The organism is Streptomyces sp. MA5143a (assembly GCF_900290235.1).
In the GTDB taxonomy this organism is placed as follows: Bacteria; Actinomycetota; Actinomycetes; order Streptomycetales; family Streptomycetaceae; genus Streptomyces.
Genome location: NZ_OLMK01000034.1, coordinates 192,818 through 215,796, shown reverse-complemented (window position 1 = coordinate 215,796; position 22,979 = coordinate 192,818). Strand labels below are relative to the sequence as shown.

Genomic DNA, 22,979 nt, shown 5'->3' with positions numbered 1-22,979 from the left:
GAACGAGAGGAACACTGTGAGCGAGCTCGATGGCCGCATCGCCGTGATCGGCATGGCGGTGCGGCTCCCGGGGGCCGAGGACGTCACGGACTTCGCGACCCTGCTGAGGCGGGACGGCGTCGAGGTCGACGAGGTCCCGCCGAGCCGCTGGGCCCGCGAGCTGTACCTCGGTGACGGCGCCCATCAGGGCACGCACCACCGGGGCGCCTTCCTTCCGGACCCGTTCTCCTTCGACCACGAGGCGTTCGGCCTGACCGCCGAGGACGCCGTCCTCCTCGACCCGCAGCAGCGGGTGATGCTGGAGGTCGGGGCCCGGGCCCTTGAGGACTCCGGCTATCTGAGGACCCGTCGGCGCCTCGACGCGGGCGTGTTCGTCGGCGCCCGCATGAACGCGTACGGCTTCGACCACGGTCGCGGCCTCGGCGCCGACGGCACACGAGGACCGTCCGACAGCCCGATGGCCGGCCCCGGCGACGGGCCGCGCCCCGCCTCCCTCTGGGGGCGGTCGCAGAACTTCATGGCGGCCTGGCTGTCCGACCGGTTCGACCTCGCCGGCCCCGGCCTCGTCGTCGACACCGCCTGCTCGTCCTCCCTGACGGCCGTGTGGCTGGCCTGCCAGAGCCTCACGGCGGGGGCCTGCCAGCTGGCGGTCGTCGGCGCCGTGGACCTCCTGATCGACCCGCTCACCTTCGTGCTGCTCTCCCGCACCGGCGCCCTGTCCCCGGCGGGCCTGTGCCGGACCTTCGACCGCAGGGCCGACGGCTATGTGCCCGGCGAGGGAGCCGTCGCCCTCGTCCTGAAGCCGATGGGAGCGGCACGGGCCGACGGCGACCTGATCCTCGGCGCGATCGCCGCGAGCGCGGTCAACAACGACGGCCGCACCATGGGCGTCACCTCGCCCAACCTGGAGGCCCAGGTCGAACTGCTGGGCAAGGTGTACGAGCGGATCGACCCCTTGTCCGTGCGGTACGTCGAGGCCCACGGCACCGGCACCGCCATCGGCGACCCGATCGAGGCGCGGGCCCTCACCGAGGTGTTCGGCCGGCACGGCGTCCCCCGCAACTCCGTCGCGCTCGGCTCCCTCAAGCGCCGCATCGGCCATCTGCACTCGGCGGCGGGTCTGGCGGGCCTCGCGAAGGTGATCGTCATGCTGCGCGACGGCATCGTCCCCGCGCTCACCGTGGAGGACCCCAACCCCCGCCTCCAGCTGGCCGACAGCCCCTTCCACCTTCCCGCCACGAACGGCGCCTGGCCCGAGGTGCCCGTGCGGCGCGCCGCGGTGAGCGGGTTCGGTTTCGGCGGGACGAACGCGCACGTCGTCGCCGAAGCCGTCCCCCCGGCCCACCGCGAGGAGGGCCACGCGGCCGGGCCGTCCCGTACGACGGCGGCGCGGGCGATCCACCAGCTGCTGCCCCTCTCCGCCGACACCCCGTACGCGCTGCGGGAACTGGTCGCGCAGTGGATCGAGTTCCTGCCCACCGTGACCGGTGACCTGGACGACGTGTGCGCCACCGCGAGGCTGGCCCGTCCGCACCGCGCGGCGCGGGTCGCCGTCACCGGGGCCGACGCGACAGAGCTGGCGTCCGCCCTGCGCGCCTGGCTCCTCCGGCCCGAGGCCCCGGACGCCACCGTACGACCGGGCCGTCGTGGCGAACCCGCCGTACGGGTCCGCCCCTCGTCGGAGGAGGCACCCCCCGGCTGGCTGAGGGTGCTCGACCGGTCGGTGCCGGCCGTGCACGAGATCATGGGCCTCTTCGAGACGGCGACCGGGGTGCCCCTGGCCGACTTCTCCGGTGAACTGCTCCGGATCAGCGAGGGAATCGCCCTCACCGTGGCGCTGCGGGACACCGGAGTGCCGGAGCCCGCGGTCGACCTGCACACGGGCTGGGAGGCGCTCCGCGACTTCGCCTGGGGCCGCGTCCCCCTGGAGGAGGCACTCGCCGACGTCCTCCGCCGCGACGGCGACCCGGCCCCCGGAGCCGAGTACGGACCGGCGGCCGACGACGCGTTGTGCGGGCGCCTGGCCCGCGCCCGCGACGAACGGGAGGTCGCCGCGGAACTCGCCGCGATCACCGCCGGCCTCTTCGCCGCGGGCCAGGACATCGACTGGGCCGCGTACCAGCGGGACACCGCGTGGCGCACCCGTCTGCTGCCGTCGGCCCAGCCGCGCGGCCGGGCCCTGGACCTGCGCGAGCCGCTGCGCTCACCCGAACCCGGCGCGCCCGCCGAACTCGTGCGGGACGAGGGCCCCGCCGGTTACGTCTTCGCACGGGTCTTCGGACCGGGCGAGGCGCCCCTCGCGCAGCACGCCGTCTACCGTCGGATCATGCTGCCCGGGGTGGCGTGGCTGGAGTTCCTGCGCGAGGGGGCCGCGCTGCGCGGCGAACCCTTCCACGGAGTAAGGGACCTGCTGTTCCACCGCCCGCTGATCCCCTCCGGCGCGTCCCGCGTGGTGTGCCGCGTCGACGGTCAGGGGCGGTTCACGGTGGACGACGACCACGACGGGGGCCCCTTCGTCACCGGCCGGCTGCTGGGCGAGGCGGTCGCCACGCCCGCACCCGTGCCGGTCGCCTCGCTGCTCGGCTCCTGCGGGGAGGTGCACGCCGGGTCGGGCCTCTACCGGTGGCTGCGCCGGATCGGCTACCACCACGGCCGTTACTACCGGAACATCTCCTGGGTGGCGGCCCTCCCCGACGGCGGCACGCTCGCCCGCGTCGAGGGGGCGCGGCAGCGCGAGTTGAACGAGCCCGGCGTCGAGTTGTTCCCGGGGCTGCTCGACAGCGTCACCATCGCCGCGATCGCCCCGGACAACCCGGTGTTCGGCGCGTCCGAGGCGTCCGCGTTCATCCCCCTGTCGGCAGCGGGCGTCCACCTCCACGGCCCGCTGCACGACGCGGCGTACGTGCGCACGGAGACCGCCTTCTGGAACGAGGAGGCCTGCCGCGTCACCCAGACGGTGACGGACGCCGCGGGCCGACCGCTGCTCGTCCTCGCCGACCTGTCGTCCAAGCGGGTACCGGCGGAGGCGTTCGCCGCGACCCGCCCACCGGCCCACCGGCCCGCCACACCACCGGCACCGGCACCGGCACCTGGACCGGCACCAGCACCTGCACCGGCACCGGCACCAGCACCAGCACCTGCACCGGCACCTGCACCGGCACCGGCGCGGGACACGGCGCCGCCCGCCGACCCGGTGTCCACCCCGCCGCCCCCACCCACCGCGCCGGTCCGTCGGTCGGCGACGCCCGAGCGGGTGCTCGGCTGGTTCCTGGAGCTGACCGGGACCTCCGTGGGCGACGCCGACACGGAGTTCCTGTCGGCCGGGTTCGACTCGGTCGGCCTCGTGTCGCTGAGCGAGCGGATCTCCTCGGAGTTCGGGCTGTCCCTCTACCCGACCGTCTTCTTCGAGTACCCGACGCCCCGCCTCTTCGCGGACTTCCTGGTCACCGAGTCACCGGACGTGGCCGCCACCCTCGTCCCCCCGACGCCCGCATCCCCCTCGCCGGACGAGGCGCCGACGCCCGCATCACCGCCCGCCGCACAACCGACCGAACCGCCCACCACGCCGGCCGCCGTAACGCCCACCACACTCCTGGGCTCACCCCCGACCCCCTCCGAGTCGCCCCGCCCCCGCGACATCGCGATCGTCGGCGCGGCCGTTCGTCTCCCCACCGCGCACACCCTGGCCGACTTCGCCGACCTCCTGCGCGAAGGGCGCGACACCGTGGGCCCCCTGCCCGAGGGGCGCTGGAGCAGGCCACCGCACGGGCCTGTCCCGTACGCCTCGTTCCTGGAGGCCGTGGACGAGTTCGATCCGGGCCCGTTCCGGATCTCGCCCCGCGAGGCCCCGCTGATCGACCCGCAGGCGAGGATCGTGTACGAGACGATCTGGCAGGCCCTGGAGGACGGGGGACGAGCGGGCGAACGGGCCGCGGACAGCAGGACCGGTCTGTGGATCGCGTACAGCCACGACCACTACCACGAGGAGCGGGCACGCCACGGCGTCCCCGACGGCCGGGGGCTCGGACTCGAGGCGATGATCCCGAACCGCCTGTCGTACCTGATGGACTGGCACGGTCCGAGCGGCCTCGTCAACACCCTCTGCTCGTCGTCGCTGGTGGCCCTGCACACCGCCCTCCAGCATCTGCGCGCCGGTGACATCGACACGGCCGTGATCGGCGCGGTGCACGCCGGCCTCAGCCCCGAGTACTTCCGCTCGATGGGCGATCTGATGGCCCTGTCACCGAGGCACCGCTGCCGGGCCTTCGACAGCACCGCCGACGGCTTCGTCCCGGGGGAGGGCGCCGTCGCGGTCGTCCTGCGCCGCCACGACGACGCCCGACGGGACGGCGACCCGGTAAGGGGCCTCGTCAAGGGCGCGGCCGTCAACCACGGCGGCCGCACCACCCGTTATTCGGCGCCGAGCCCCCGAGGGCAACGCGACGTCATCGCGGAGGCCCTGCGGGACGCGGGTGTCGCCCCGGACACGATCGGCCTCCTCGAGGCGCACGGCACGGGGACGAGCCTCGGCGACCCGATCGAGATCGACGGGCTGACCCGGGCCTGGCGTGAACACACCGACCGCGCCCAGTACTGCGCGATCGGGTCGCTGAAGTCCAACGTCGGTCACCTGGAGCCGGCGGCGGGCCTCGCGGGCCTGGTGAAGGCCCTCCTCGCGATGGAGCACGAGGTGATCTGGCCGACCCTGCACGTCGCGCGCCCCAACGACCGTATCCGCTTCGAGGACACCCCCTTCTACCTCGCCGACCGGCCGCGGCCCTGGCCGCGCGAGGGGCACCCGAGGCGGGCGGCGATCAGCGCGTTCGGCATGGGTGGTGTCAACGCCCACGTCGTCGTCGAGGAGCCGCCCCGGCCCACCGGGGACACCCCGGTGCCGCAGGACAGCCACATCGTCCGTGTCAGCGCGGCCGACGAGACCACCCTGCGCGACCTCGCCGGCACCTACGCCGACCATCTGACCGGCCTCGCCGAGCACCGGCTCTCCGAGGACCACGTCACCGAGAGGCGGCACTCCGAGGGCCGACTCTCCGAGGACCACCTCACCGGAGACCCGCTCGGCGACTTCGCCCGCACCGTCAACACCGCACGCGCCGCCCACCCGTACCGCACCGCCGTCCACGGCCGCACCGCCGCCGAACTGGCCGCCCGGCTCACCGAGGTCGCCTCCGGGGCGGCCCCGACGACCCGCCACACCCGGACGGCGACGACCACCGCCTTCCTCTTCACCGGGCAGGGCTCGCAGTACGCCCGCATGGGCGAGGGCCTCAGGGCGACCGAACCGCACTTCCAAGAAGCCCTCGACGAGTGCGCCGACCTGCTCCGCCCCTGGACCGACGTACCCCTGCTCGACCTGCTGTACGGCGACGCGCGGCACCTCCTGGACCAGACGCGGTACGCGCAGATCGGCATCGTCGGCGTCCAGGTCGCCCTGGTGACGTTCCTGCGGGCCGTCGGTGTCCGCCCCGACGTGGTCGCCGGGCACAGCCTGGGCGAACTGACCGCGGCCTGGGCGGCCGGCGTCCTCACCCTGCCCGACCTGCTGCGGCTGACCGCGCTCCGCGGCGAGCTGATGCAGGCCCAGCCCGCCACCGGCACGATGGCCGTCGTCCACACCGACGCCGACGCGCTGACCGCCGAACTCCGGGCCTACCCCGGCATCGAGATAGCCGCCCACAACGCGCCCCGCGTCCACACCGTCAGCGGCCCGGCGGAGATGATGGCCCGCTTCCGTGAGCAGACCTCCTCACGCGTACAGCCCCTGACGGTCAGCCACGCCTTCCACTCCGCGGTGATGGAACCGGCCCTCGCGCCCTTCGCGGACGCCGTGGCCGCCACCCCGCTCGCGCCGCCCGTGATCCCCTTCGCCAGCGCCCTCACCGGCACCTGGCACAGCGACGTCACCGCCACCGATCCCGGGCACTGGGCCCAGGCCATCCGCCGTACCGTCCGCTTCGGCCAGGCCGTCACCACGCTCGCCGAGACCGGCCCCCACACCGTCTGGGAGATCGGCCCGCACCCGCAGCTGATCCCCCTCGCCCGCGCCACGCTCGCCGAGGCCCGCCCCGACCTCACCCTCTTGTGGATCCCCACCCTCCAACGGGGCCGCGAGGACCAGCCGCAGCTGCACGCCGCGCTGACCTCCCACCACAACCACACCGGCACCGACCTGCACTGGACCGGCCTCCACCACGGCAAACGCCAGAGCGTCACCACCGCCCCCGGCTACCCGTTCAGGCGCCGCCGGTTCTGGATCACCCCCGGCGCGCCCGATGCCCAGGGCCCCGCACCCACGACCATCACTCCAAGCAATCACACGCACGAGACGAAGAGGCCCGAGCACCATGGCTAGCGAATACGGACTGAAGCGACACTTCAACGGCGAGGCCGCACGCCTCATCGGCGGCAAGGTCCGCGCCGTACACCCCGACTTCGACGTCGAGGCGTACGCCGCCGAGGTCGAACAGCGCATCCCCGGCAAGGAACTGAAGGACCGCGTCCTCGTCCTGACCGAGGGCCTGCGCAGCCGGCTCCCCGAGGACTACCCCACGGCCGTGGCGGTGCTCCTGTCGATCCTCGGTGACGAACTCACCGAGGGCGAGGGCATGTTCAACACCAGCTGGTTCCTGATGCCGGTGGCGAGGTTCGTGGAGGAGTACGGCCGGGACCACCCCGAGGTCTCGCTGGACGCCATCGAGGAGATCACCCGGCGCCACACCGGCGAGTACGCCATCAGGCCCTTCGTCGAGGACCACTACGAGCTGACCATGAAGCGGGTCGCCGAGTGGGCCCACAGCCCCAGCCACAACGTACGGCGCCTCGCCAGCGAGGGCATCCGACCGCGCCTGCCGTGGGCCCGCACCCTCGACGTCTTCGTGAAGGACCCGCGCCCCGTCCTGGAGATCCTCGAACCCCTGCGCAGCGACCCCTCCGAGTACGTGCGCAAGTCCGTCGCCAACAACCTCAACGACATCTCCAAGGACATCCCCGACCTCGCGCTCGCCACCGCGCTGCGCTGGCTGGAGGAGAGCCCCACCCCCGAGACCGACTGGATCGTGAAGCACGCCCTGCGCACCCTGGTGAAGAAGGGCGACCAGCAGGCCCTGGCCATCCTCGGGGCGACGGGCGGCGAACTCGTCCAGGTGTCCGACCTGCGCGTCACGCCCGGCGCGGTCACCGTCGGGGACACCCTGCTCATCGACTTCACCGTGGAGAACGGCGACGACCGGCCGCACAGCGTGACCGTCGACTACGTGGTCCACCACGTGCGCAAGAACGGCCGCAGCATCCCCAAGGTCTTCAAACTGACATCGCTCCAACTCGCCGCGGGGGAGCGGCGGACCGTGCGGAAGTCCCACCCCGTCAAGGAGATCCAGACCCGTCGCTACTACGCCGGCGAGCACACCGTGGACATTCAGGTGAACGGCCTGGTGAAGGCCACCGAGCGGTTCGACCTCCGCACATGAGCGGCTTCCGGGTCCACCTCGGCGTCACCGACGCGCTGGTCCGCGACCACCGCATCGGTGACACACCGGTCGTGCCGGCAGCCCTCCAGACGGACGCCGTCCTGACCGCCTGCGACGCCCGACGGCCCGACCGCGTGTGGACGCTGGACGACGTCACCTTCCGCGCGCCGCTGAGGGTGACCGGGCCCGGCGTCGATCTGCGGGTGACCACGGCCGACGACGGGCGCTGCTCGGTCCTCTCGGCCGGTGACGACGCGGGCGGCGCGCCGGTCGAGCACAGCTCGGCGCGCGCCCGCGGCGTGCCGATGCCGCCGCCCCGCTACGTCGACGTGGGCGGACTGCGGGCGGGCTGCACCCGGCCCGTCCCGCTGACGGACATCGACGCGTGGCGGCAGGCCAGCGGCATCACGTACGGGCCCACCTACCGGGCGATCCGCTCCGCGTACCGGGGAACGGACCGCATGCTGGTGGTGCTGCGCGCCGAGGACGACCTGCACACGGCCCGGTTCGTGCCGCCGCCGCTGCTCGACAGCGTCTTCCAGGCCCTCGGCATGCTCGACGACGGAACGGCCGGGGCGTGCCTGCCGTGGTACGTGGGCCGGCTCGTGGCCCGCCGGCCCGTCTCGGGCACGGTCCTCGCCCTCGTCGAACGGGACGCGACGGCCGGGGCCCGCGCCGGTGCCGTACGGGGGCGGGCCACCGTCTGCACGCAGCAGGGCGAGGTGCTGCTCGAACTGGAGCGCATCACACTCAAGTCGCCCACGGCGGGCACCCCGACCGGCCCGCCGGCGGAGGAACGGACCCCCTCCGCCGCCGGTTCGATCGAGACCCCGGTCTGGCGGGAGGTCCGGCCCACCCGCACGCCACGGGAGCGCCAAGGCCCCCTGCTGCTGGTCTCGCAGCGGCGGACGTCGGCGTCGGGCGGACCGCCCCATATCCACCTGACGCCCGAGGAGTTGACGCCGGAGCGCCTGGACGAGGTGCTCGACGGGACGCCCGTGGGCGCGGTGGTCTACGAGGCACCGCGCGGACTCACGGACGAGGACCGGGTGGGCGAAGCCCTGCGGGGGGTCTTCGCCCTGGTACGGCGGCTGGCGTTCCGTCCGCCGATGCCGGACCTGCTCATCGTCACCTGCGGCGCCCACCGGGTGACGGGGAAGGAGACCGTCGACCCCTTCATGACCTCCCTGTGGGGCCTCGGCCGCACCCTGCGCGTGGAACACCCCCGCACCGGGGTGCGCTTGGTGGACCTGGAACCCGGCGCCGACCTCACGACGACGAACACGCCGACGGACCTCCTCGGGTACGCCGAGCCGGAACTCGCCCGCCGACCCTCCGGCTGGTACCGGCCGACGCTGGAACCTACCGGGCCCGCCCCGCTGCCGCCGAGCGGCGCCGACGCTCCGGCGCCCGCTCCCCGCTTCCGCGACGGGCGCTTCCTCATCACCGGGGGAATGGGCGGCATCGGTCTGCGGATCGCGGAGCTCCTCGCGGCCGAGGGCTGCGCCCATCTGACCCTCGTGGGCCGCACGGTCCCGGACGCGGGGGAGACACGGGCACGGCTCGACCGGCTGGGAACCCGCTGCGACCTGCACACCCTGGCCGCCGACGTCCGTACGCTGCCGAAGGCACTCGACGGCGCCGAACGCTTCGACGGCGTGTTCCACGCGGCGGGAGTGCTGCGCGACGGCCTGGCCCGCACCCTGACACCCGAGCAGGTCACGGACGTCCTCGGCCCCAAGGTCGGCGGGGTGCACGCGATCGACGACCTGCTCGCCGCGAGCGGCACCCCCGACTTCGTCGTCCTCTTCTCGTCCGTCGCCTCCGTCCGCGCCAACCTCGGACAGAGCGCCTACGCCACGGCCAACGCCTACCTCGACGGCTACGCCGCCCGCAGACGCGCCGACGGGGCCCCGTGGTTCAGCCTCGGCTGGGGCCTGTGGAGCGTCGGCATGGGCGAGGGCATCGCCCCGAAGGCCGCCGCGCACGGCGTACCGGTCCTCACGGCGGACAGCGGTGTCGCCCTGCTGCGCACCGTCCTCGGCCGTCCCCCCGCGCACTACGTCCTGTGCGCCGCCGCCCACGCGAAGGAAGAACCCATGACGGTTGTGACACCGGACAGCGGACTGTGGCTGTCGCTGACGACGGCTCTGAAGAACGTGCTGCACGTGGACGCCGTGGCGCCCGAGGACGATCTGCTGGAACTGGGCCTCGACTCCATGATGGCGGTCGAACTGGCGGCCTCCCTGTCCGCCGACGGCTTCGAGGTCGACCCGATGGTGTTCTTCGAACACAGCACGGTCGGCGCGCTGGTGAACCACCTGCGACCCTCCGCCCCGCCGTCGGCGACCGCGCCCCCCACGCCTGTAGGCCCCCCGACGACCCCGGCTCCGGTGAACACGGGCTTCACGCCTGTGGTCGCGCCGACGCCCCCGGCCCCGGAGCAGCCGGCGCCCGCCGTAGCCGCACCCCGGAGTGCCGCCGACTCCTTCGTCCCCGACTGGGACCGCTTCCGCACCCCCGCGTCCACCGGCACCGAGGAGTTCCCGGCCCCGACTGCCCCGCCCGTACCCCGGCCGGCGCCCACCCCCACCGAGGCGACAGTCGCACCCCCGACGGTCACCCCCATGCCCGCCGCTCCCGTGACCGCACCGGCCCCCCACCCACCCCGCTCCGCCCCCCGCGTCCCCCGCCGCACTCTCCCCGGTCGGCTCTCCGACCGGCCCGGCGGGACGTTCCTGGACCGGCGTATCGACGCCCTCTCCGTGGACGACCGGGTGATCGTCGCGAAGGACGAGTACTTCTACGAGCCCGTCATCGAGGAGGCGCGGGGCGCCCACATCAAGTTCGACGGCCGCTGGTTCCTCAACTTCGCCTCCTACAGCTATCTCGGGCTCATCGGCCACGACTACATCGAGCAGCAGGCGCTGCGCGCGGTGGAGCGGCACGGGACCGGCGCCCACGGGGTGCGGCTCCTCGCGGGCACCCTCCACCTGCACCGCGAACTGGAGCTGACGCTCGCCCGGTTCCTCGGCACCGAGGACGCCGTCGTCTTCTCCAGCGGCTACATGACGAACGTGGCGACGGTGGGCGCGCTGGTCGGCCCCGGCGACGTCGTCATCGGCGACGTCTACAACCACGCCAGCATCCTCGACGGCTACCGCCTCTCGGGCGCCCGGGTCATCACGTACGCGCACAACGACCTCGCCGATCTGGAGCGCGCTCTGCGCAAGGCGGGGGACGCGGGCCGACTGGTCGTCACCGACGCCGTGTTCAGCATGGACGGCGACGTCGCCGACCTGCCGGGCATCGTCGAGCTGTGCGAGCGGTACGACGCCCCCCTCATGGTGGACGAGGCACACAGCCTCGGTGTGCTCGGCCGCACCGGGCGCGGCATCACCGAGCACTTCGGCATCGACCCGGCCCGCGTCGACGTGAAGATGGGCACCCTCTCCAAGACCGTGCCCAGCGCGGGCGGTTACGTCGCCGGGTCGAGCGACCTCGTCTTCGCGCTGAAGAACAACGCGCGCGGCTGGATGTTCTCCGCGGCGGCCACCCCGGCCCAGGTGGCGGCGGCCCGGGCGGCGATCGAGGTGATCGACGCCGCGCCCGAACTGCCGCGCGAACTGCGGGCCAGGACCACCCGCTACCGGGAGCGGCTGCGGGCACTCGGCTTCGACACGCTCACCGGTGAGACGCCCGTCGTGCCGGTCATCTGCCGCAGCGCCGAACAGGCGGGCGCCATGGCCCGCCTGTGCCAGCAGGACGGACTGTTCGTGCAGCCGATCGTCTACCCGGCGGTGCCGCGCACGCTGCCGAGGCTGCGGACCATCGTCAACCTGAGCCACTCCGAGGCGGACCTGGACACGGCCGTCACGACGCTGGAGAAAGCGGGCCGCGCCTGTGGCCTCATCACTTGACAGACGCCCCGGACACGCGGCGGGAAGCCGCGTCGGCCGGGTGGCACGGCACGTCGCACGCACACACGACGAGCAAGGGGGAACCGACATGGCGGACATCGACAAGACGGCGTTCTTCTCGGCGGTGCTGAAGACCATCGCCTCGACCCGTAACCACAACAGCGACCAGGACGAGCACACCAAGGGTGTGGTGGAGCCGGCCGCGCGCATCCGCGCCGTGGAGGAGGAGGTCGCCGAACAACCGCTCACCTCGGGGCGCACCGGTGAGGTCCTGGACCTGCTGGAGACGACGTTCCGGGCCAAGCGCACCCCGGACGAGGAACGGGAGTACTACCTCCAGTACATCGAGAAGGTCTCCGGCGTCAGCCGCGCCTCGCTGGGTGTGTCCGCCGGGTGAACACGTCCGACCTCGCGTGGTACAGCCACGAGATGTGCTTCTGGCACGACCCCGGGCCCGGCTCGGGGTACGTGCCCGTCGGCCCCGGTGTCGAACCGCTCCGGCAGTTCGCGGTCGACCCCGATCTGCGCCGGGCCGAGGGGCTGGTCAAGGCGTCCGGAGTGCTGGACCGGTACACGTGCCGGACGCCGACGCCCGCCTCCGACGAGGACCTGCGCCTGGTGCACGTGCCGGAGCACATCGAGCGCGTCGAGGCGGTGTCGGCGTCCGGCGGGGGCGACGCCGGCGTGTACGCGCAGGTCAACTACCACAGCGCGCACGCCGCCAGGCTCGCGGCGGGTGCCTCGGCGCAGGCCGCCGAGCAGGTCCTGGACGGGCGGTTCCGGCGGGCGTACTGCCTCGTCCGCCCGCCGGGCCACCACGCGGAACCCGACCGGGCGATGGCCCTGTGCCTCTACAACAACGTCGCCGTCGCAGCGCGGGCCGCGCAACGCCGCGGGGCCCGCCGGGTGATGATCCTGGACTGGGACGTGCACCACGGCAACGGCATCCAGCGGGTGTTCTACGACGACCCGGACGTGCTGTACGTGTCGATCCACCAGGACGGGCTGTTCCCGGCGGCGTCCGGCCACGTCATGGAGACCGGCACGGGGGCCGGCGCCGGCAGCACGCTCAACGTGCCGCTGCCCCCGGGCTCGGGACACGGCGCCTACCTCGCCGTCGTGGACCGGGTCGTGGAACCCGCGGCGCGCGCGTTCCGGCCCGAGCTGATCCTGGTCGCGGCGGGCGTCGACGCGGGCGGCCACGACCCGATGGGCCGCATGATGTGCACCAGCCGCACGTTCCACACCATGACGTCCACGATGTGCCGCCTCGCCGACGAACTCACCGGGGGCCGCGTCGTCTTCGTCCACGAGGGCGGCTACTCGGCGTGGTACCAGCCGATGCTGGTGCTCGCCACGGCGAGCGCCATCGCCGGACTGCCCGCCCCCCAGGACCCGTTCCTGCACTCCCTGGACCATCTGCCGGGCCAGCGCCTCCAGGGCCACCAGAGCCGGGTCGTCGAGCATCTGCGGGCCCACCACCCGCTGCTGGCCCGGCGATCGGCCGGCACCCACGCCAAGACGGACGCCGACGCCGATGCCGACGCCGATGCCGATGCCGACGCCGACGCCGACGCCGGCAAGGGACAGGCGGTGGCCGATGCGTGAGTGGTGGATCACCGTGGGCCCCCGGCCCGCGCCCCGCTTCCGAGTGGTGGCCTTCCCGCACGCCGGCGGGTGGCCCTCCGCGTTCCGCTCGTGGGCGCGGTTCCTGCCCCCGGACGTGGAACTCGTCGTCGCCCAACTGCCCGGCCGGGGCGCCCGGATCACCGAGCGCCCGCTCACCCGCGTCGAACCCCTCGTCGACGCGCTCGGCGCGGCCCTGACGGAGCTGCCCGAGCTGCCGTACGCCGTCGTCGGGCACAGCTTCGGCAGTGTGCTGGCGTACGAACTGACCCGCACGATGGAGCACAAGGGCCTCGCGCCGGAGCTGCTGGCCCTCTCGGCGCGACAGCCCCCGTGCTTCCCCGCCGAGCCGCCCTTCGCCCACCTCAGGAGCGACACCGAACTGGTGGAGCACCTGCTGGACATCGGCGGCATGACACCCCAACTGCTGGACCGGGACGACCTGGTCCGGCTGTCACTGCGGGCGATCCGCGCCGACCTGGAGGCGATGGAGCACCACGAGCGGCCGCTGTCGGGCACCGGCGTGCCCATCCTCGCGCTCGGCGCGGTCGACGACCCCGTCGTCGTCGCCGAGCGGCTGCACCTGTGGTCCCTGGAGACCACCGGCGGCTTCCGGCGACTGATGTTCCCCGGCGGCCATTTCTACCTCTACGAGCCCGCGCCCGCCGCTGCCGTCGTCCACCGCCTGGTGGCCGGCCGCCCCGGCGCACCGCACGCGGGCACCCCGTACGGGGGCCGGGTCCCCCGTACGTCCGGCCGCCCGGTATCCGTTCCGGGCGGCGGTTCGACGCACCTGTTGAAGGAGACGAGTTGAGCACCATCGCCGATACCCCCCACCAGGCCGGGCCACGGGAGTGGCTGGGCCTGGCCGTGCTGGCGCTTCCCACGCTGCTGCTCTCGATCGATGTGAGCGTTCTGCACCTGGCGGTCCCGCACATCAGTGAGGCGCTGAACCCCTCGGCCGCCCAGATGCTGTGGATCATCGACATCTACGGCTTCCTGATCGCCGGCTTCCTGGTGACCATGGGGTCGCTGGGCGACCGCGTCGGCCGCCGGAAGCTGCTGCTGATGGGCGGCGCCGCCTTCGGCGTGGCCTCGGTGGCGGCCGCCTACGCGGACGGCCCGGCCTCGCTGATCGCGGCACGCGCGGCGCTCGGCGTCGCCGGTGCCACCCTGATGCCGTCCACGCTCGCGCTGATCACCAACATGTTCCGGGACGGCAGGCAGCGCGGCGTGGCCATCGCCGTGTGGGTCACCATGTTCTCCGTCGGCATCGCGCTCGGCCCGGTGGTCGGCGGGGCCATGCTGGAGTACTTCTGGTGGGGGTCGGTGTTCCTGCTTGGGGTGCCGATCATGGCGCTGCTGCTGGTGGCCGGGCCCGTGCTGCTGCCCGAGTACCGCGACGAGCAGGCCGGCCGGGTCGACCTGGTGAGCGTGGCGCTGTCGCTGGCGGCGATCCTGCCCGTGATCTACGGCCTGAAGGAGATCGCCAACGACGGGGTGTCGGCGCTGCCGCTGCTGGTCCTCGTCGCGGGCCTGGTGATGGGCGTGGTGTTCGTGCGCCGGCAGCGCGGCCTGGACAGCCCCCTGCTGGACTTCGGTCTGTTCGGCAACCCGGCGTTCCGCACGTCCCTGGTGACACTGCTGCTGAGCATGCTGGTCGCGGGCGGCACCTATCTGTTCGTGACGCAGTACCTGCAACTCGTCGGCGGCCTGTCACCGATGAAGGCCGGCCTGTACCTGCTGCCCGCGGCGTTCGCGCTGATCGTGACGTCCGTGGTGTCCCCGATCGCGGCGAGCAAGGTGCGGCCCGCGTACGTCGTCGCGGTCGGCCTGGCCGTGTCGGCGCTCGGACACCTCATGCTGGCCCTCGCCGACAGCACCTCCGGCATCGCACAGGTCGTGACCGGCTTCGCCTTCGTGTACGCCGGTGGCGGCCCGCTCATCGCGCTGGGCACCGACATCGTGGTCGGCTCGGCGCCGCCCGAGCAGGCGGGTTCCGCGGCGGCGATCTCGGAGACCAGCACCGAGCTGGGCATGGCCCTCGGCGTCGCGATCCTCGGCAGTGTCGGCACGGCCGTGTACCGCAGTGAGGTGGACGTGCCCGCGCGGATCCCGGACGGTGCCGGTGACACCCTCGCCGAGGCGCTTCAGGCCGCGAAAACCCTGCCGGCGGACGTGGCCGCGGCGTTCGTCGACTCGGGCCGGGCGGCGTTCACCGAGGGCATGAACGTCATCGGTGTCGTCGGCGCGCTGCTCGCGCTCGGTACGGCCGTCCTCGTGGCGGTCGTCATCAGGACCCCGCCCACGGGCGCCGGCGAGCAGGCTCAGGAGCCCGCCGAGAGCCCGGTCACGCCCGCGGAGCAGCCCGCCTCCTGACCGGGGACCCGCCTCCTGACCGGGGACCCGCCTCCTGACCGGGGACCCGCCTCCTGACCGGGGACCCGCCTCCTGACGGGGGAGCGGGCCACGGCCCTCACACGCCGGGGCGCTCCGTGTAGGCGGCGGCGTGCTCGGCGGTGGGGGCGATGGGGGTGATGACGTCCACGAGGACTCCGTCGGGGGCGGCCACGATGAAGTGCCGCTGCCCGAAGTCCTCGCTGCGCAGGGGGAGTTCGGGCTTCAGCCCGGACTCCTCCACGAGCCGGGCGTACTCGGCGTCGACGTCGGGCACCTCGAAGTTGAGCAGGACGCCCTGGGCGGGGCGGCGGTAGGCGTCCGGGATCGTCTCGTGGGCCGCGTCGACCAGGGCGAGCTCGTAGTACGGGGGCTCCGGACGGCGGAGGCTGACGTACCAGTCGTTCTCGAAGGTCTTCTCGAATCCGAGCAGGTCCGTGTAGAAGTCCGCGGATTCCCGGAGCCGCGGGGTGCAGATCACCGGGTAGAAGCTGGTCACGGCGGAGGGCGTCATGGTGTCACCGTTCTGAGGTGGGCACGGGTCGTTCGAGCGCGGGTGGCGTTCGTCGTGCCAACGAGGAAACGCCTCCACCGTCACGTCGCCGGCAGCGGAACGGGGGGCGCATGGCGGCCACAGTGTCGAGGCATCCGGAGTCACCGCGGGTGTGGGCCGTGCGGAGACCGCCGCCCTGGGACGAGGCGCTGAGCCTGTCGCTGCTGGACGCCGACGAACGGAGCAGGGCCCGCTCCTTCCGGCGCCCCGCGGACCGTTCCCGCTACGTCGCCACGCATGTCGCGCTGCGTCTGCTGCTCGCCGCGCATCTCGACTGTCACCCCGTGGACGTCCTCCTCGGGCGGGCGCCGTGCGCGAGGTGCGGCGGACCGCACGGGCGGCCCGTTCTCCTGGAGAGCGAGGCCGGCCCGCATTTCTCCCTCTCCCACTGCCCGGGCCTGTCGCTCGTGGCGATCGCGGGTGTGCCCCTGGGCGTGGACGCCGAGCGGATACCAGGCCGCCGGACCGTCGAGTCGTGCCTGGATCGCCTGCACCCGCAGGAGCGGCGCGAGGCCATCGCGGTCCCGGAGCAGGGCAGACCCCTGTGGTTCTGCCGCCTCTGGGCACGCAAGGAGGCCTATCTGAAGGCCCTCGGCACCGGCCTCGGCCGCGCGCTGGACCGGGACTACCTGGGCGACCGCGAGACGCCCGGGGTCCCGCGGCGTCCGCCCGGCTGGACCGTCCGCAACCTGCCGTGCGGCCCCGCGGACACCACCCACGCCGCGGCCCTCGCCGTGCCGGAGGGCATCCCGGTACCCGCCGCACCCTATGAGCTGAACTGGCCTTTCGTGTACGGGCGTTGGAGTGGCGGAGCGGGCGCGGGCGGATGACCGCCCGTGTTGACATACCGATGGTACGTCATTAAGTTCGCTCGCATACCTTCGGTACGTGACTGGAGATGGCACTCCATGCTGACCAGCCTCTGTCCGGTGATCCGCACCTGTCGCATCGAGGAGTCCCGCGCGTTCTACACCGACCTGTTCGGCTTCAAGGTCACTGACGAGACGGAGTGGTATGTCGGTCTCGGCCGGCCCGGACCGGCCTCCTGCGAACTCCTCCTCGTCGACCCCACGCACCCGGACCTCCCGGAGCCCCTGCGACGGCCGATGAGCGTGGTCCGGTTCACCCTCGAGGTGGAAGGCGGACAAAGGGAGTTGGAACGGGTCGCCTCCTGCGCGGCCCCGAACGGAGTGCGACGGTCCGGCACCGAAGGGCCGGAAGGTGACGACGTGCTCGTCACCGATCCCAATGGAGTGAAGATCCGCGTGATCGCACCGGAATGACCCCTCGGTGCGTGCGCGGGATCGCTGGTCGAGGGGGAGATCGGTCATGCCCGGAAGAATCGACGCCGAGGTCGCGGTCGCGGTGATGCGCGCCGCGGGACTCGAACCACTGGAGCCCTACCCGGGGGCCAACGTGGCCTGGAACAGCCGCTGCGTGAAGAACGCCCACCACGTCGCACCCACGTTCACGTCGGTACGCATAGGCGCCAGCGCGGGATGCCGCCACTGCGGACGCATCGCCGCGGGGGAGCGGCGACGGGCCGCCGGCCGGGCGCGGGCCGAGGCCGACATGCGCGCCGCGGGCTTCGAACCGCTGGAACCGTACCCGGGGGCCAGGGTCCGGTGGCTGTGCCGGCATGTCGTCTGCGGCCGCACCGTCCATCCGAGGCTGTTCGGGATCCGCGCCGGGAAGGGCGGCTGCCGCGCCTGCGCCGGGCGGGCCCCGGTGGACCGCGCGGCGGCCGAGGCGGAGATGCGGGCGGTCGGCATGGAGCCGCTGGAGCCCTTCCCCGGACGGGTGCGGGACCGTTGGAGGTGCCGCTGCATGACCTGCGGTCACATCGGCACGCCCGCGCTCAACAACATCCGCCGCGGTCAGGGCGGCTGCTACGCTTGCGCACACCGCGCGAGCCGCCCCCTCGACGTGGCCTGACCGTCAGGTCACCCGGAGGGCCCGCAACATCGCCACCAGGGCGTTCTGTGTGTCGTCGAGGTCGGCGGGGTCCTTCGACGCGGCCAGCCACAGTGCCGCCTCGTTCATCGCGCCCGACAGCAGATGGGTGAGTGGCTCGACCGGCTGCGCGGTGATCGTCCCCTCCTCGATCAGATCCCCGAGCACCTGCGCCAGGTGCCGCCCCGACGTCGTCTCGTTCATGGCCCGCCACTCGCTCCAGCCCAGCACGGCGGGACCGTCGACGAGCATGATGCGCTGGATCACCGGGTCCGTGGAGACGGTGAGGAACGCCTGGCATCCCGAGATCAGCTGCTCCCAGGTGTCCTCCCGGGCGTCCGCCGTCTCGGCGATCCGCTCCGCCACCTCCTCCTGCACCTGCTCCAGCACGGCCCGGAACAACTCGGCCTTGCTGGAGAAGTGGTGGTACAGCGCGCCCTTGGTGACGCCCGCCGCCCGCACGATCTCCGACAGCCCCACGGCCCCGTACCCCAGCGTCGCGAACAACCGGCGGCTCTCCCGCACCAGCGCCTGCCGGGTCCGCTCCCGCTGCTCCGCCCTGATCCCTCGCGTCATCCGCTCCCCCCGTCCTTCACGTACTGAAGGTACGTGAACTTTCCCCGCCTGGCGATCCACCCTCCGGGACCGTTCCCGATCCGTGCGACGGCGCCGAGCCCGCTCGGCATGGACGGTGATGGCGTGCGGTGGCGCGGGGTCGGAGGTATGACTGACAGGGGGCCCGGCAGCAGGGGACCGGTACCCGTGCTGCCGCCGGAAGGAGCGTCCGGTATGCCCGAGCGAGAGACCCGGGCCGGCAGTGGCTGGCAGGACGGCATCACTGCCGCGCCCGGCGGGCTGCTCGACGTGCTGCGTGTGGCGGCCCTCGTCCTCGGCAGCGACGGCCGGATCGCACTGTGGAGCCCCGAAGCGGAGTCACTCCTCGGATTCCCCGCCGAGGAGGCGCTGGGCCAGGACGCGGGCGCGCTGCTCGTCGCCCCGGAGAACCAGGAGCGGGCGCGCGAACTGTTCAGAAGCGTCCGCACCGGGGCGCGCTGGGCGGGGGTCTTCCCGGTGCGGCACAGGGACGGCTCCACCCGCCGCGTCGAGTTCCGCACCATGCAGTTGCGCGACGCCGACGGCGACATCTTCGCCCTCGGCCTGGGCGCCGACGCGGAGACCGTCCGCAATGTCGAACGCGACCTGGCGATCTCCCACATCCTGGTCAGCCAGTCGCCGGTGGGGATCGCCGTCTTCGACCCGGACCTCAGATGGCTGCGCGTCAACCCGTCGCTGGAACGCCTGAACGGAGTGCCCGAGGCGGCCGTGCTGGGCCGCCGCGTCGGCGAGGTGCTGCCCGCCCTCGACGTCGACGCCATCGAGTCACGGATGCGCTACGTCCTGCGGACGGGTGAGCCACTGCTGGACCAGCAGACGGTCGGCCACACGGAAGCCGACACCGTGGACCACGCCTTCTCGGAGTCGTACCACCGCATCGAGGACCCGAACGGACGGGTCCTGGGCCTGGCGATCTCCGTCCTGGACGTCTCCGAGCGGGAGCGGGCGGCGGCCGAGGTCGCCCAGGCGCGGGAACGGCTCGCGGTGATCGCCGACGCGGGCGTCCGTATCGGCACCACACTGGACCTGCGTCGGACGGCACGCGAGTTGGCGGACGTGGCCGTGCCCCAGCTCGCCGACCTCGCGGCCGTGGACGCCCTCGACGCCGTCGTCAACCCCGGCGGCTCCGCCGGGCCCCGCGCGGACGGCTCCCTCGACTTCTGGGCCCTCGCCCTCAAGTCGAGCCACCCCACCGACGCGATCGAGGCCGCCGACCCGGTCGGGCAGCCCGCTCTGTACAGCCCGTCCCGGATGGTCACCGAGTGCGTCCGGGAGGCACGCCCCATCCTGCGGGAACGCGTCGACGACACGGTGCTGCGGCGCATCGCCCGCGACGACGCCGCGGCCGAGACCCTGCGGAGCGCCGGCGTCCATTCGTTTCTGGCCGTGCCCCTGATGGCCCGCGGCGAGGTCCTGGGCACCCTCAGCCTGTGCCGCACGGTCAACCCCCGCCCGTTCGACGACCAGGACGTCACCCTCGCCGTCGAACTGGCGGCGCGCGCCGCCATCTGCATCGACAACGCGCGACTGTACGGACGGGAACGGGACATCGCGCTCACCCTCCAGCGCAGCCTGCTGTCCCAGGCGCCGCCGCACCACGGCGGCATGGAGGTCGCCTCGCGCTACCGGCCCGCCATCAGCGAGGTGGGCGGGGACTGGTTCGACGTGCTGCCCCTCGACGACGGCAAGATCGGACTCGTCGTCGGGGACGTGATGGGCAAGGGGGTGCACGCGGCGGCGATCATGGGCCAGCTCCGCACGGCCACCCGAGCCCTGGCCCGGCTCGACCTGCCTCCCGCCGAGCTGCTGCACCACCTCGACGGCCTCACCGCCTCCCTCGGCGACTCCGACACCCTGGCCACCTGCCTCTACGTCGTCTGCGACCCCCGCCGCGGCCGCTGCGAGCTCTCCCGTGCGGGCCATCTCCCGCCGGTCCTGGTGGGCCCGCACGGGAAGGCCGAACTCCTCGACGTCGCCGCCGGTGTCCCTCTCGGGGTGGGCGGCGTCCCCTTCACCGTCGGCGAGCACGAACTCGCCGAGGGAGCCCTGCTCGCCCTGTTCACGGACGGCCTGGTCGAGAGCCACGAGATGTCCGTCGACGCGGGACTGCACAACGTGCTGCGCGTCCTGGACGACAGCAGGCTCCCCCTGGAGCAGACCTGCGACCTGCTGCTCGCGGCCCTCACCCCCGAGCCGGACGACGACGTGGCCCTGCTCCTGGCCCGCCGCGCCAACGGCCATCGGCGGGGATAGCGGTCCCCTCGACGGAGAGAACCGTCAGGGGGACGAGTGAGCGCCCCGCGACGGGTCGGTGTCGAAGTCGTGGCGGGCCCGCTCGACCTTGTCCAGATGGCCGGCGGCCCACGTGGCGAGGTGCGCGAAGAGAGGGGCCAGGCTGCGGCCCAGATTGGTGATCTCGTACTCCACCCTGGGGGGCACCTCCGGGTGGTACGTGCGCTCGACCAGGCCGTCGCGTTCCAGTTGGCGCAGCCGCTGGGTCAGCACCTTCGGGGTGATCGTGCCGATCCGTCGTTGCAGCTCGACGAACCGCTGTCGGCCGTCCGTGTGGAGGGTCCACAGGATCGGCGTGGTCCAGCGGCTGAACACGATGTCGATGACCGCGCTGGTCGGACAGGCCAGTTCGGGGTCGGTCGTGGCCGTTGGCCCCCGGCCGGTGTCGCCCGCCATGAACACCCCTTCGGGATAGCCACTTTCCTCTAGGTACCTACTATACCGATGGTGTTAGCGTCCCCGTGTCGCCCGGAGAGCAGCTCCCGGACGACGGTCCCGCCCAGTCGGGCGGCGACAACCTGCCTTACTGAAAAGGGAGTTCTTCATGTTCGTTGTGACGGGGGCGACCGGCAACGTGGGTCGATCGCTGGTGCGGACCCTCGCGGCGTCCGGTGCGCGAGTGACCGCGACTTCACGCGGGATCTCCGACTCCGATGTGCCGGAGAGCGTCGGGCACGTACGGGCCGACCTGACCGACCCCGAGAGCCTTCGGCCCGTGTTCGACGGTGCCGACGCGCTGTTCCTGCAGAACGGCGGCCCCAGCGCGCACCTGCTGAGCCCCCGGGACATCCTCGACGCCGCCAAGGCGGGCGGCGTCGAACGGGTCGTCCTGCTGTCCTCCCAGGGAGTGGCGACCCGGCCCGGCTCGGCCTCCCACGGTGACGTCGCGCGCGCCATCGAGGACGCGGTCCGGGAGTCGGGCATGGCCTGGTCGATCCTGCGGCCCGGCGGCTTCCACTCCAACGCCTACGCCTGGGCCGGGTCCGTCCGCGCCGAGCGGACCGTCAGCGCGCCCTTCGCCGACATCGGCCTGCCTACCATCGACCCGGACGACATCGCCGAGGTCGCCGCCGCAGCCCTGCGGGAGGACCACCACAGCGGACGGATCCACGAGTTGACCGGACCCGCGCTCACCACACCCCGCGGGCGGGCGAAGGCGATAGCCGACGCACTCGGCGAACCCGTCCGCTTCGTCGAGCAGACCCCTGAGGAGGCCCGCGCGCAGATGCTGCGCTTCATGCCCGAGCCGGTGGTGGAGACGACGCTGACGATCCTCGGCGAGCCCACCCCCGCCGAACAGCGGGTCAGTCCCGCCGTCGAGCGACTCCTCGGCCGCCCGGCCCGCACGTTCGACGACTGGGCCCGACGTTACGTCGCCGCCTTCCGTTGAGCGGAACCTCCACTTTCCGGTAAGCGGAGTGCAACCGTCGGGGCGATCCGAATGTCTCCCCTGATGTCGGACATTCGCACCCTTGGGGGGAACAGAATGATCAGAAGCAGAACGGTCTGTGTGACCGCCGCCCTCGTGACCGCCGCACTGGGTGTGGCCGCAGTACCGAGCGTGGCCGCTCCGGCCGCCGCCCCGCGCGCGGCGGCCGCGTGCCCGACCGGTTGGGGCAGTCTCACCAAGACGGACTGGTCCAGCACGGCGGGCGAGTACATCACGAACGCCAGGACCGGCCGCCACGACTGCTACGACCGGTTCGTCGTCGACGTGCCGGGCGCGTCCGCCGACCAGCTCGGCTACACCGTGCAGTACGTGGACCGGCTGATCCAGGACCCGAGCGGCGAGGTCATCCCGGTCACCGGCGGCGCCGTCCTGGAGGTCGTCGTGCGGGCACCGGCCTACGACTCCGGCGCTCCCACCTACCCCGGCAAGGTCGGCAAGCCCCTGCCGGGTGTGAACCTCACCGGCTACCGCACCTTCCGGGACGCGAAGTTCGGCGGCTCCTTCGAGGGCCAGACGCAGTTCGGACTCGGAGTGCGGGCCCGTCTGCCCTTCCGGGTGGTGCAGTTGGACGGGCATCTCGTGGTGGACGTGGCCCACACCTGGTGAGCCACCGCCGCTGACCGGCCGCCGGGCGTACCGCCTCCCGACGGCCGGCGGCCGGGGTTCCCCCGGGCCCCGGCTCCCGGGCT

Annotated in this window: 16 protein-coding genes; 13 read left to right on the top strand and 3 right to left on the bottom strand. The window is 73.1% G+C overall.

All coding sequences use genetic code 11. The features are described 5' to 3' along the window. The first annotated feature begins 16 nt into the window (after positions 1-16). The 7 genes from SMA5143A_RS17505 (at position 17) to SMA5143A_RS17475 (ending at position 15,409) form a co-directional block, all read left to right on the top strand. The gene (locus SMA5143A_RS17505) at positions 17-6,370 is read left to right on the top strand and encodes a type I polyketide synthase (protein WP_181361898.1); all 6,354 of its coding nucleotides are present in this window, start codon (positions 17-19) and stop codon (positions 6,368-6,370) included. Beyond that, on the top strand, positions 6,363-7,484 hold the full coding sequence (locus SMA5143A_RS17500) for a DNA alkylation repair protein (RefSeq protein ID WP_107463839.1): 1,122 nt from the start codon (positions 6,363-6,365) through the stop codon (positions 7,482-7,484). The genes SMA5143A_RS17505 and SMA5143A_RS17500 overlap by 8 nt, the downstream gene beginning before the upstream one ends. Then, the gene (locus SMA5143A_RS17495; RefSeq protein WP_107463838.1) at positions 7,481-11,404 is read left to right on the top strand and encodes a bifunctional SDR family oxidoreductase/pyridoxal phosphate-dependent aminotransferase family protein; all 3,924 of its coding nucleotides are present in this window, start codon (positions 7,481-7,483) and stop codon (positions 11,402-11,404) included. Before SMA5143A_RS17500 ends, SMA5143A_RS17495 begins: the two co-directional genes overlap by 4 nt. Positions 11,405-11,492: 88 nt before the next feature. Next, positions 11,493-11,801, top strand: a complete 309-nt coding sequence (locus SMA5143A_RS17490; RefSeq protein ID WP_107463837.1) for a hypothetical protein — start codon at positions 11,493-11,495, stop codon at positions 11,799-11,801. Next, positions 11,798-13,012, top strand: a complete 1,215-nt coding sequence (locus tag SMA5143A_RS17485) for a class II histone deacetylase (protein WP_308812037.1) — start codon at positions 11,798-11,800, stop codon at positions 13,010-13,012. Before SMA5143A_RS17490 ends, SMA5143A_RS17485 begins: the two co-directional genes overlap by 4 nt. Further along, a complete protein-coding gene (locus SMA5143A_RS17480) occupies positions 13,005-13,844 on the top strand; it encodes a thioesterase II family protein (RefSeq protein ID WP_107463836.1) in 840 nt (279 codons plus the stop codon). The genes SMA5143A_RS17485 and SMA5143A_RS17480 overlap by 8 nt, the downstream gene beginning before the upstream one ends. Then, positions 13,841-15,409, top strand: a complete 1,569-nt coding sequence (locus SMA5143A_RS17475; protein ID WP_107463835.1) for an MFS transporter — start codon at positions 13,841-13,843, stop codon at positions 15,407-15,409. Before SMA5143A_RS17480 ends, SMA5143A_RS17475 begins: the two co-directional genes overlap by 4 nt. 97 nt (positions 15,410-15,506) lie before the next feature. Here SMA5143A_RS17475 and SMA5143A_RS17470 read toward each other — a convergent pair whose 3' ends face one another. Then, the gene (locus SMA5143A_RS17470; RefSeq protein ID WP_107463834.1) at positions 15,507-15,941 is read right to left on the bottom strand and encodes a VOC family protein; all 435 of its coding nucleotides are present in this window, start codon (positions 15,939-15,941) and stop codon (positions 15,507-15,509) included. 158 nt (positions 15,942-16,099) lie between these two features. On the opposite strand from SMA5143A_RS17470, the gene SMA5143A_RS17465 reads away from it, so the two are divergent. The 3 genes from SMA5143A_RS17465 (at position 16,100) to SMA5143A_RS17455 (ending at position 17,915) form a co-directional block, all read left to right on the top strand. Next, positions 16,100-16,810 carry a 4'-phosphopantetheinyl transferase family protein gene (locus SMA5143A_RS17465; RefSeq protein WP_181361897.1) on the top strand — a complete coding sequence of 237 codons (711 nt, stop codon included), beginning with the start codon at positions 16,100-16,102 and terminating at the stop codon, positions 16,808-16,810. Positions 16,811-16,888: 78 nt separating this feature from the next. Further along, positions 16,889-17,263 (top strand): VOC family protein, encoded by a 375-nt coding sequence (locus SMA5143A_RS17460; protein ID WP_107463832.1) that lies wholly within the window; start codon positions 16,889-16,891, stop codon positions 17,261-17,263. A gap of 46 nt (positions 17,264-17,309) precedes the next feature. Then, positions 17,310-17,915: a hypothetical protein gene (locus SMA5143A_RS17455; protein WP_107463831.1), complete on the top strand. Its 606-nt coding sequence runs from the start codon at positions 17,310-17,312 to the stop codon at positions 17,913-17,915. Positions 17,916-17,918: 3 nt separating this feature from the next. Here SMA5143A_RS17455 and SMA5143A_RS17450 read toward each other — a convergent pair whose 3' ends face one another. After that, complete coding sequence (locus SMA5143A_RS17450; RefSeq protein ID WP_055714975.1) at positions 17,919-18,509, bottom strand: TetR/AcrR family transcriptional regulator; 591 nt, start codon at positions 18,507-18,509, stop codon at positions 17,919-17,921. Between the two features lie 213 nt (positions 18,510-18,722). Here SMA5143A_RS17450 and SMA5143A_RS17445 point away from each other — a divergent pair, with 213 nt between their 5' ends. Next, positions 18,723-20,801 (top strand): SpoIIE family protein phosphatase, encoded by a 2,079-nt coding sequence (locus tag SMA5143A_RS17445; protein WP_107463830.1) that lies wholly within the window; start codon positions 18,723-18,725, stop codon positions 20,799-20,801. 24 nt (positions 20,802-20,825) lie between these two features. Here SMA5143A_RS17445 and SMA5143A_RS17440 read toward each other — a convergent pair whose 3' ends face one another. After that, on the bottom strand, positions 20,826-21,236 hold the full coding sequence (locus tag SMA5143A_RS17440) for a winged helix-turn-helix transcriptional regulator (protein WP_107463889.1): 411 nt from the start codon (positions 21,234-21,236) through the stop codon (positions 20,826-20,828). A 148-nt stretch (positions 21,237-21,384) separates the two neighbouring features. On the opposite strand from SMA5143A_RS17440, the gene SMA5143A_RS17435 reads away from it, so the two are divergent. Together SMA5143A_RS17435 and SMA5143A_RS17430 are read left to right on the top strand one after the other, a co-directional pair. Next, the gene (locus tag SMA5143A_RS17435; RefSeq protein WP_107463829.1) at positions 21,385-22,230 is read left to right on the top strand and encodes an SDR family oxidoreductase; all 846 of its coding nucleotides are present in this window, start codon (positions 21,385-21,387) and stop codon (positions 22,228-22,230) included. Between the two features lie 96 nt (positions 22,231-22,326). After that, positions 22,327-22,896, top strand: coding sequence for an AMIN-like domain-containing (lipo)protein (locus SMA5143A_RS17430; protein ID WP_107463828.1), 570 nt, complete (start codon positions 22,327-22,329; stop codon positions 22,894-22,896). The last annotated feature ends 83 nt before the right edge of the window (positions 22,897-22,979 follow it).

What these genes read in the sequence shown, in the direction of transcription:
- SMA5143A_RS17440 (WP_107463889.1), bottom strand. Translation starts at nt 21,236, where the DNA reads ATGGCGGGCGACACCGGCCGGGGGCCAACGGCCACGACCGACCCCGAA.
- SMA5143A_RS17460 (WP_107463832.1), top strand. Translation starts at nt 16,889, where the DNA reads ATGCTGACCAGCCTCTGTCCGGTGATCCGCACCTGTCGCATCGAGGAG.
- SMA5143A_RS17430 (WP_107463828.1), top strand. Translation starts at nt 22,327, where the DNA reads ATGATCAGAAGCAGAACGGTCTGTGTGACCGCCGCCCTCGTGACCGCC.
- SMA5143A_RS17445 (WP_107463830.1), top strand. Translation starts at nt 18,723, where the DNA reads ATGCCCGAGCGAGAGACCCGGGCCGGCAGTGGCTGGCAGGACGGCATC.
- SMA5143A_RS17490 (WP_107463837.1), top strand. Translation starts at nt 11,493, where the DNA reads ATGGCGGACATCGACAAGACGGCGTTCTTCTCGGCGGTGCTGAAGACC.
- SMA5143A_RS17435 (WP_107463829.1), top strand. Translation starts at nt 21,385, where the DNA reads ATGTTCGTTGTGACGGGGGCGACCGGCAACGTGGGTCGATCGCTGGTG.
- SMA5143A_RS17455 (WP_107463831.1), top strand. Translation starts at nt 17,310, where the DNA reads ATGCCCGGAAGAATCGACGCCGAGGTCGCGGTCGCGGTGATGCGCGCC.
- SMA5143A_RS17480 (WP_107463836.1), top strand. Translation starts at nt 13,005, where the DNA reads ATGCGTGAGTGGTGGATCACCGTGGGCCCCCGGCCCGCGCCCCGCTTC.
- SMA5143A_RS17470 (WP_107463834.1), bottom strand. Translation starts at nt 15,941, where the DNA reads ATGACGCCCTCCGCCGTGACCAGCTTCTACCCGGTGATCTGCACCCCG.
- SMA5143A_RS17500 (WP_107463839.1), top strand. Translation starts at nt 6,363, where the DNA reads ATGGCTAGCGAATACGGACTGAAGCGACACTTCAACGGCGAGGCCGCA.
- SMA5143A_RS17450 (WP_055714975.1), bottom strand. Translation starts at nt 18,509, where the DNA reads ATGACGCGAGGGATCAGGGCGGAGCAGCGGGAGCGGACCCGGCAGGCG.
- SMA5143A_RS17495 (WP_107463838.1), top strand. Translation starts at nt 7,481, where the DNA reads ATGAGCGGCTTCCGGGTCCACCTCGGCGTCACCGACGCGCTGGTCCGC.